9 protein-coding genes and 1 pseudogene are annotated in these 8,466 nt (G+C 75.7%); 5 read left to right on the top strand and 5 right to left on the bottom strand.

Translation table 11 applies throughout. The features are described 5' to 3' along the window. Positions 1–209, top strand: a pseudogene (locus F9B16_RS46590) (epoxide hydrolase); the annotation flags it as partial. Here the strand turns inward: F9B16_RS46590 and F9B16_RS46585 are convergent. Further along, the gene (locus F9B16_RS46585) at positions 142–969 is read right to left on the bottom strand and encodes a class I SAM-dependent methyltransferase (protein WP_151546692.1); all 828 of its coding nucleotides are present in this window, start codon (positions 967–969) and stop codon (positions 142–144) included. The pseudogene F9B16_RS46590 and the gene F9B16_RS46585 sit on opposite strands and share 68 nt — an antisense overlap. 21 nt (positions 970–990) lie before the next feature. After that, positions 991–1,650: a PhzF family phenazine biosynthesis protein gene (locus F9B16_RS46580; protein ID WP_151546691.1), complete on the bottom strand. Its 660-nt coding sequence runs from the start codon at positions 1,648–1,650 to the stop codon at positions 991–993. A 97-nt stretch (positions 1,651–1,747) separates the two neighbouring features. Between F9B16_RS46580 and F9B16_RS46575 the strand changes: the two genes are divergently transcribed. Next, a complete protein-coding gene (locus F9B16_RS46575; RefSeq protein ID WP_225992562.1) occupies positions 1,748–2,320 on the top strand; it encodes a cysteine hydrolase family protein in 573 nt (190 codons plus the stop codon). Here the strand turns inward: F9B16_RS46575 and F9B16_RS46570 are convergent. Both F9B16_RS46570 and F9B16_RS46565 read right to left on the bottom strand, forming a co-directional pair. Further along, the gene (locus F9B16_RS46570; RefSeq protein WP_151546689.1) at positions 2,314–2,511 is read right to left on the bottom strand and encodes a hypothetical protein; all 198 of its coding nucleotides are present in this window, start codon (positions 2,509–2,511) and stop codon (positions 2,314–2,316) included. The genes F9B16_RS46575 and F9B16_RS46570 overlap by 7 nt on opposite strands. An 11-nt stretch (positions 2,512–2,522) precedes the next feature. Next, positions 2,523–2,702, bottom strand: a complete 180-nt coding sequence (locus tag F9B16_RS46565; RefSeq protein WP_151546688.1) for a hypothetical protein — start codon at positions 2,700–2,702, stop codon at positions 2,523–2,525. An 88-nt stretch (positions 2,703–2,790) separates the two neighbouring features. Here F9B16_RS46565 and F9B16_RS46560 point away from each other — a divergent pair, with 88 nt between their 5' ends. From F9B16_RS46560 to F9B16_RS46550, 3 genes are read left to right on the top strand one after another with little or no spacing between them, the layout of a single operon-like run. Continuing rightward, positions 2,791–3,240, top strand: coding sequence for a MarR family winged helix-turn-helix transcriptional regulator (locus tag F9B16_RS46560; RefSeq protein WP_225992561.1), 450 nt, complete (start codon positions 2,791–2,793; stop codon positions 3,238–3,240). A 40-nt stretch (positions 3,241–3,280) separates the two neighbouring features. Beyond that, positions 3,281–6,382: an ATP-binding protein gene (locus tag F9B16_RS46555; RefSeq protein WP_151546687.1), complete on the top strand. Its 3,102-nt coding sequence runs from the start codon at positions 3,281–3,283 to the stop codon at positions 6,380–6,382. A gap of 56 nt (positions 6,383–6,438) precedes the next feature. Continuing rightward, complete coding sequence (locus F9B16_RS46550) at positions 6,439–7,638, top strand: FAD-dependent monooxygenase (RefSeq protein ID WP_151546686.1); 1,200 nt, start codon at positions 6,439–6,441, stop codon at positions 7,636–7,638. Here F9B16_RS46550 and F9B16_RS46545 read toward each other — a convergent pair. Continuing rightward, on the bottom strand, positions 7,619–8,466 hold an 848-nt coding region (locus F9B16_RS46545), incomplete at its 5' end, for a peptidylprolyl isomerase (protein ID WP_151546685.1). The two genes, F9B16_RS46550 and F9B16_RS46545, sit on opposite strands and share 20 nt — an antisense overlap.

Below are 8,466 nucleotides of genomic sequence, written 5' to 3'. Positions count from 1 at the left end.
CGCCCACCGGCATCACGTTCGTCGGCTACGAGAACCCGCCGGGCGTCACCACCGAGCAGCGGGTCGAGCACTTCGTCCGGAGCGACCGCGGCGACTGGTACAACCACGTCAACCTGACCGCGCACGACCGCGGCGGCCATTTCATCCCGTGGGAGATCCCGGAGGAGTGGGTCGCCGACCTCCGCCGCACGTTCCGCGGCCGCCGCTGACCGGGTAGAGCTTGCGGGCCTCGAAGAGGGTGCGGGACGAGTGCGCGACGAACGAGCCGTCGCGCCGGATCAGCTCGTCCATGTCCCGGAGCCGGTCGCGGTACCGGTCGACGGTGAAGCCGGGAACGATCCAGATCACCTTGCGCAGGAAGTAGACGACGGCGCCGATGTCGAGGAACTCCATGCGGAGCCGTTCGGTGCGCAGGTCGACGATGTCGAGGCCGGCGGCGCGGGCGTCCGCGCTCTCGATCTCCGGGTCGCGTTTGCGGCGCGCCTCGGGCTGCGGGCCGAGGAAGTACTCGGTCACCTCGAAGACGCTGGCGGGGCCGACGTGCTGGGCGAAGTAGGTGCCGCCGGGCGCGAGGACGCGGACGATCTCCGGCCACTCGACGACGGCCGGATGGCGGCTGGTGACCAGGTCGAACGCGCCGTCGGCGAACGGCAGCGGCGGCTGCTCGGGGTGGACGACGACCGCCGCGCCCCGCGGGTGCAGCAGCCGGGTCGCCTTGGCGACGTTCGGCGGCCACGCCTCGGTCGCGACCATCGTCGGCGGGAACGCCCCGGCCTCGGCGAGCACCTCGCCGCCGCCGGTCTGCAGGTCCAGCGCGGCGGTGGCCCGCGCGAGCCGCGCGCTCATCAGCCGCTGGTACCCCCATGAGGGACGCTGCTCGGTCGCCCGGCCCTCCAGCCAGGAGAAGTCCCAGCCGTCGACGGGGACGGCGGCGGCCTCGTCCACCAGGTCGTCGAACGTGCGGTCCATGGGGCCATGCTCGCAGCCGGGTCAACCGGTTTGATCGGGCGCCTCGCGCAGGACCCGCCCGGCCACCTCGATGAGGCCGCCCGGCCGCGGCGCCGTCATGATCTGCGAGCCGCGCCCCTGCGTGACGGTGAGCGGGCGGCCGAGCCGGGCCGTGAGCAGCAGCGCGGCGGCGCCGGTCGCCTCGTCCTCGTCGATGCCGTCGCCGCGGCCGGGGAAGCCGCGGGCGCGGACCCGGCCGGACGGCTCGTCCTGCCAGGCCCACGCGTAGATCCATTCGCCGGGCGGCGGGACGGGCAGCGCGTCGACCTCCTCGGCGGACCCGTACTCGCGCAGCGTGCGGCCGGGCGCCCAGTCGGCGCGGCCCGCGATCCAGGTGAGGTCGCCGTCGCGCCGGACGTCCACCACGCCCGCCGCCGTGACCAGGGCGGGCACCCCGAGCAGCCAGCCGGCGCCGACGCACGGATGCCCGGCGAACGGCAGCCGCGCGGACGGCGTGTAGATGTCGATCGCACCGCGCGCGGCGTCGTCGACGAAGATCGTCTCGCTGAAGCCGAGGTCCTTCGCGACCGCCTGGCGGCGGGCCTCGCCGGGGACGGCGGCGCCGTCGCGGACGACCCCGAGCCGGTTGCCGTGCGCGCCGTCCGGCCCGCAGAAGACGCGCAGCACCTCATGACCGATCATCGGGCCAGTCAACCACGCTGCGGTCACAACGGCCGGTTGTCGATCCGGCCGGACGGCTGTTGGACGCGGCGCCCCGGCGGGCGGTGGGATGGCCGCCGTGAACGCGAGCATTCAGGCCCTTCTGGTGATGGACGTCCAGCGCATCGTGGCGGCGCAACTCGGGGACCGGGCGGACCGGTACCTCGCGCGGCTGGCGGAGACGGTGGCGGCGGCCCGCGCGGCGGGCGTCGCGGTGATCCACGTCCGGGTCGTGCACCGCGACGGGCACCCGGAGATCGGGCCGCTGAACAAGCCGTTCCGGGGGCTGGCCGGAACCGATGTCCTCACTGAGCCGAACCCGGAGAGCGAGATCCATCCGGCGGTCGCGCCGCTGCCCGGCGAACCCGTCCTCGACAAGCGCTTCTTCAGCGCGTTCGCCGGCACGGACCTGGACGCGCTGCTCCGCGTGCGGGGCGCCGGGACGCTCGTGCTGACCGGCCTCGCGACCAGCGGCGTCGTCATCAGCACGCTGCGGGATGCGACGGAGCGGCAGTACGCGCAGATCGTCCTGTCGGACGGGTGCGACGACGCCGACGAGGAGATGCACCGGTTCCTGGTGGAGCGGTTCTTCCCGCGCGAGGCCGACGTCATGACGAGCGCGGAGTGGGTCGCCGGCCTCGCGGCTCAGTGACCCATCACGAGGAAGACGGCACCGGCGACCACGTGCGCGACGACGGTCACCACGAGCATGACCATGAACAGGTACTTGGCGGTCGGGTGGTCGAACTGCGAGTCCTTCCGGGCTCCCTGCGCGGAGCGGTCCTGGGCCTGCTGCTCCAGTTCGTCCAGGGACGGCAGGAAGGACGGCCGTCGGAGCGCCATGCGTTCCCCTCTCAGCCCATGACGGCGAACAGGACGCCGCCGATGACGTGCGCGGCCACGGTGACCACCAGCAGCCCGACGAACAGGTACTTGGCGGTGGGGTGGTCGAACTGGCCGCCGCCGCGGGGGCGGGGCTCGAGTTCGGCCTGGCGGCGGGCGATGCGCTCTTCCAGGGGCTCCCTGCGGAACATGCGTCCTCCGTTGCCTCGCCAACCGTTGGTGTACAAAACATTGCGGTAGTAACCTTTATAGTCGACGCCCCCGGCGAGTGGAGGAACCGTGGCACGTGATCTGGACGACGTCCCCGACCCGCTGGCGCTGGAGAACCAGGTGTGCTTCGCGCTGGTGGTGGCGTCGCGCAGCGTGCTCGCGCTCTACCGCCCGATCCTGGAGCCGATGGGGCTGACGCATCCGCAGTACCTGGTGATGCTGGCGCTCTGGGAGCACGGGCAGCTGTCGGTCAAGGAGCTGAGCCGGCTGCTGCAGCTCGACCCCGGCACGCTGTCGCCGCTGCTCAAGCGGCTGGAGTCCGCCGACCTGATCCGCCGCGAGCGCGACAGCCGGGACGAGCGGCTGCTCGCCGTCACCGTCACCGAGGCGGGCCGGGCCCTGCGCGAGCAGGCGGAGAAGATCCCCGCCACGATCATGGAGCGGCTCGGCATGGGCCTGGACGAGCTGGAGGACCTGCACGGCACCCTCACCCGCGTCATCGCCGCCGCCGCGCCCTGACGCCGCTCGTTCGGAGTCGGCGGACTGGGATGATTCGGGCATGCGGTTCGGGATCCTGGGCGAGACCCGGGCGTGGCGGGACGGCGGGGAGGACGTGCCGCTCGGCGGCCCGGCCCGGCGGGCGCTGCTGGCGCTGCTGCTCGTCCGGCCCGGCGCGGCGGTCCCGGCGGACCGGCTGGCGGAGAGCGGGACGGCGGGCCACGCGCTGCACTCCCAGGTGTCGCGGCTGCGGGCCGCGCTCGGCCCGGACGCGCCGATCGAGCGGGCCGCCGGCGGCTACCGGATCGCGGTCGACCCCGGCGACGTGGACGCGGGACGGTTCGAGCGGCTCGCGGACGCGGGCCGCGCCGCGCTGCGCGACGGCGACGCCGAGAAGGCCGCCGCGCTGCTCGGCGAGGCCCTGGACCTGTGGCGGGGCCCCGCGCTCGCCGGCGTGCCGGGGGCCGAGGCCGAGGCGGTGCGGCTCGAGGAGCGCCGGCTCGGCGCCCTCGAGGACCGCATCGACACCGACCTGCGCCGGGGCCGCCACCGGGATGTCGTGCCTGAGCTGCGGGAACTCGTCGAAAGGCATCCGCTGCGCGAGCGGCTCGCCGGGCTGCTGATGCGGGCGCTGCGGGACGGCGGCGGCCGGGCCGAGGCGCTGGCGGTGTTCGAGGAGACGCGGCGGCGGCTCGCCGGCGAGCTCGGCGCGGACCCGTCCGCCGACCTCGCCGCCCTGCACCTCGACCTGCTGCGCGGCGACCCCGCCCCGGAACCGGTGCGGCCGCCCGCGCCGCTGACCCCGCTCATCGGCCGTGCCGAGGACGTCGACGGCGTCGCGGACCTGCTCGGCGCGGCGCGCCTGGTGACGCTGACCGGGCCCGGAGGCGTCGGGAAGACGCGGCTGGCCGTCGAGGTGGCGAGCCGGGCGGGCCGGGCGGACCGCCCAGGCCCCGGCGCGGCGGGGCCCGCGTGCTTCGCCGAGCTGGCGCCGCTGCGGGACGGCGCGTCCCTGCCCCGCGCGCTGCTCGGCGCCCTCGGCCTGCGCGAATCGGGCCTGCACGCCGCGGACGCCGCGAAGGACCCCGCGGACCGGCTGGCCGCGGCGCTCGCCGACCGGACCCTGCTGCTCGTCCTGGACAACTGCGAGCACATCGTGGACGCGGTCGCCGCGCTCGCCGGGCGGCTGCTCGCCGCGTGCCCGGGCCTGCGCGTCCTCGCGACGAGCCGCGAACCGCTCGGCATCACCGGCGAGCACCTGTGGCCCGTCCGCCCGCTGGACGGCGACGCCGCCGTCCGGCTGTTCACCGCGCGGGCGTCCGCGGTCCGGCGCGGGTTCGCGGCGGACCCGCGGGCCGTCCGGCGGATCTGCGCGGCGCTGGACGACCTGCCGCTGGCGATCGAGCTGGCGGCGGCGCGGCTGCGCACCATGGACGTCGCCGACCTCGCGGGACGGCTCGGCGACCGGCTCGGCGTCCCGTCGCGCGGCGGCCGCACGGCGGACGGGCGGCACCGGACGCTGCGCGCCGTCGTCGCGTGGAGCTGGGACCTGCTGACCGGCGACGAGCGGCGCGTCGCGGAGCGGTTCACGGTCTTCGCGGGCGGCGCGACGCCGGACGCGGCGCGGCGAGTGTGCGGCGGCACCGGCGATACCGGCGGCACCGGCGATGCCGGCGACGCGCTGGAGTCGCTCGTCGACAAGTCGCTGCTGGAGCTGTCCGGCGGCCGGTACCGGATGCTGGAGACGATCCGCGCGTACGGCGCCGAACGCGCCGGGTCGCTCGACGAGGTGCGGAAGGCGCACGCGCGGCATTTCCTTGAGCTGGCGCAGACCGCCGACCCGCACCTGCGGAGCGCGGACCAGCTCGACTGGCTGCGCATCCTCGGCGCCGAGCACGGCAACCTCCTCGCCGCGCTGGGCTGGGCGATCGAGGCGGGGGACGTGCCGACCGGGCTGCGGCTGTCGGCGGCGATGTCGAGCTATTCGTGGATCCGCGGCGCGTCCATCGCCGCGCAGGCCGCCGCGCTGCTGGAGGTGCTGGACGCCGCGTCGCCGGACGCCGCGGAGCCCGTCCCGCCGCCCGGCCTGGAAGAGGAGTACGCGACGTGCGTCCTGCATGCGGGGTCCGGCGCGCCGGGACGCGACGCATGGCGGCGGCATCGCGCGGCGGCGGAGGCGGCGCTCGCGGCGGCGTGGGCGGACGGGACCGGCCGCCACCCGGCCGTCCCGTTCCTGTGGATGATGCGCAGGGCGGACGAACCGGACGCGCATTCGGCGTTCGCGCTGGTCCTCGCCCAGCGGGACGGCCCGGACCCGTGGGCGCGCGCCGCCGCGCACTTCATCGCCGGGTTCGAGCCGCTCGCCACCGGCGACCCGGACGGGGCCGGGCGGGAGTTCGGCGCGGCGGCCGGCGGGTTCCGCGCGCTCGGCGACCGCTGGGGCACCGCGCTGGCGCTGGACGCGCTGGCCGGGCTCGCGGCGTACCGCGGCGACCGCGCGGAGGCGATCGCGCTCACCGACGAGGCGCTCGCCCTCACCGAGCGGCTCGGGGCGCTGGACGACACCGCCGACCTGCTCGTCAACCGGGGCGACCACCGGCTGGAGTCGGACCGGGAGGCGGCCCGGGCCGACTACGAGCGCGCGGCGTCCGTCGCGCGCCGGGCGGGCAGCCCCACCTATCTCGCGGCGGCGCTGCGCGGTCTCGGCGACATCGCGCTCCTCGACGGCGACCTCGGCGCCGCCGGACGGCTGTACGCCGACGCCCTCGCGCGCTTCGACCCGTACTGGATCAAGAGCGTCGGCGGGCGGGCGGCCGCGCTCATCGGGCTCGGCCGTGTCGCCGCCGCGCACGGCGACCGCGCCGCCGCGCGGGCCCGGTACCGGGAGGCGGCCGGCGCGGCGGCCACGATGGGCGCCTTCATCGAGGCCGCCCGCGCGATCGAGGCCCTCGCCGGGTTGGAGGCTGCCGGGGACGAGCCGGAGCGTGCCGCCCGGCTGCTCGGAGCGGCGGCGGCCCTGTGCGGCCTGCTGCCCGGGACGGTCCCGGACGCGGCGGCCGGGCACCCCGCCGCCTACGCGGAGGGAACCGCGCTGACCAGGGCGGACGCGCTGCGGTTCGCGGGCCTCCCCGCCCCGGTCGTCGAAGCCGCCGACCGCCGGTGAGCGGTGGTGAGTGCGCGGTGAGCTCGCGGTGAGCGCGGCCCGGCACGCTCGTCGGCATGAAGAACGTCCTGATCTCCGGCGCGTCGATCGCCGGCCCCGCGCTCGCCCACTGGCTCGCCCGCTACGGCTTCACCACCACGATCGTCGAGAACACCGCGGGCTTCCGCGACGGCGGCTACGCCGTCGACTTCCGCGGTGCCGCGCACCTCACCGTCCTGCGCCGCATGGGCCTCCTCGACGCCGTCGAGCGCGCGAAGACCGGCATGGGCGCGATGGCGTACGTGAACAAGGACGGCCGGCCCGTCGCGTGGATGCCGGCCGACCTGTTCGCCGGGGACGTCGAGATCCTCCGCGGCGACCTCGCCCGCATCCTCCACGACGCCACCCGCGGCACCACCGAGTACGTCTTCGGCGACTCCATCGCGTCCCTCGACGAGGACGCCGGCGGGGTGACCGTCACCTTCGAGCGGGCCGCGCCCCGCAGGTTCGACCTGGTCATCGGCGCGGACGGGCTGCACTCCAACGTCCGCCGCCTCGCGTTCGGGCCGGAGGAGCGCTTCGTCCAGGGGCTCGGCGTGCACTGCGCGATCTTCACCGTCCCCAACCACCTCGGCCTCGAGTACGCGGGGCACGTCTACCGGACGGGCGGGCAGCTCGCGTCCGTCTACAGCGCCCGCCACAACACCGAGGCCAGGGCCGCGTTCTACTTCGGTTCGCCGGACACGGACGTCCACCGGCGCGACGTCGCGCGGCAGCAGGAGATCCTCACCGAGCGGTTCGCCGGGACCGGCTGGGAGTGCGACCGGCTGCTCGCCGAGATGCGGCACGCCCCCGATTTCTACTTCGACTCGGTCGGGCAGGTCCGCATGGACGCCTGGTCGCGGGGCCGGGTCGCGCTCCTCGGCGACGCCGCGTACTGCCCGTCGTCCCTGTCGGGCATGGGCACCGGCCTCGCCATGGTCGGCGCCTACGTGCTCGCGGGCGAGCTGGCCGCCGCGCGCGGCGACCACCGCGTCGCCTTCGCGCGCTACGAGGACGTCCTGCGCGGCTACGCGGCGGGCTGCCAGAAGATGGGCGACGGCGTCGCCAAGCTGATGATGCCGTCGAGCCGCGCCGTGGTCGCGCTGCTGAACCGGTACTACCGGCTGCTGCCGTACCTGCCGGGCAAGAACATGGCCGCCAAGATCGGCCGCAGGACCGCCGAGGCGATCGACCTCCCCGACTACGCCGGCGTCCCTACGCGGCCGACGTCGTGAGCCGCTGGATGGTGATCTTCAGCTTGGGCCTGCCGTCGTCGGCCCCCATGCCGCTGCTGCCGTCCGTGCCCGCCTTCGCCACCTTGTCGACGACGTCCATCCCGGACGTGACGTGCCCGAACACCGTGTAGTCGGCGGGGATCTCCGCGTCGCCGTAGACGATGAAGAACTGGCTGCCGTTCGTGTTCGCGCCCGCGTTCGCCATGGCGACGGTCCCGCGCGTGTACTTGGCGCCGGACGTGTTCTCGTTGGCGAAGCCGTAGCCGGGACCGCCCGATCCGGTCCCGGACGGGTCGCCGCACTGGAGCACCTTGAGGGCGTTCGACGTGGTGAGCCGGTGGCAGGACGTCCCGTCGTAGAACTTCTTCCCCGCGAGGAACATCAGCGAGTTCACGGTGCAGGGCGCCTTGGCCCCGTCCAGGTCCATGTCGATGGCGCCGAGGTTCGTGCTCAGCCGGGCGTGGACGGTCGCGGCGGGCTTCGTGGCGGCGGGCGGCGTCCCGACGTTCTTCGCCTCGCCGGTGGCCGACGGCGTGTAGACGCAGTCGCCGCCTGCGCCGATGGTGCCGCCGGAGGGGGTCGTCCGGCTCGCCGAGGGCTCGCCGCCCTTGCCGTCGCGGTTCCCGAGCAGGACGGCGGCGGTGGTCGTCCCCGCGATCAGCAGCGCCACGGCGGCGACGGCACCCGCGATGACCAGCGCTCTCCCGCCCTTTCCCGGCCCCGGCCGTCCGGACGGGACGGTCTGCCCGGGCGGGAAGAACGGCGGCCCGCCCGGCGCCGTTCCCATACCGGGCGGCATGGGCGGCGGCGCGCCGAGCGGCCCGCCGG

The organism is Actinomadura montaniterrae (genome assembly GCF_008923365.1).
GTDB lineage: Bacteria > Actinomycetota > Actinomycetes > Streptosporangiales > Streptosporangiaceae > Spirillospora > Spirillospora montaniterrae.
The sequence above is the reverse complement of the archived record's forward strand: the minus strand, read 5'-3'. Positions and strand labels throughout refer to the sequence as shown.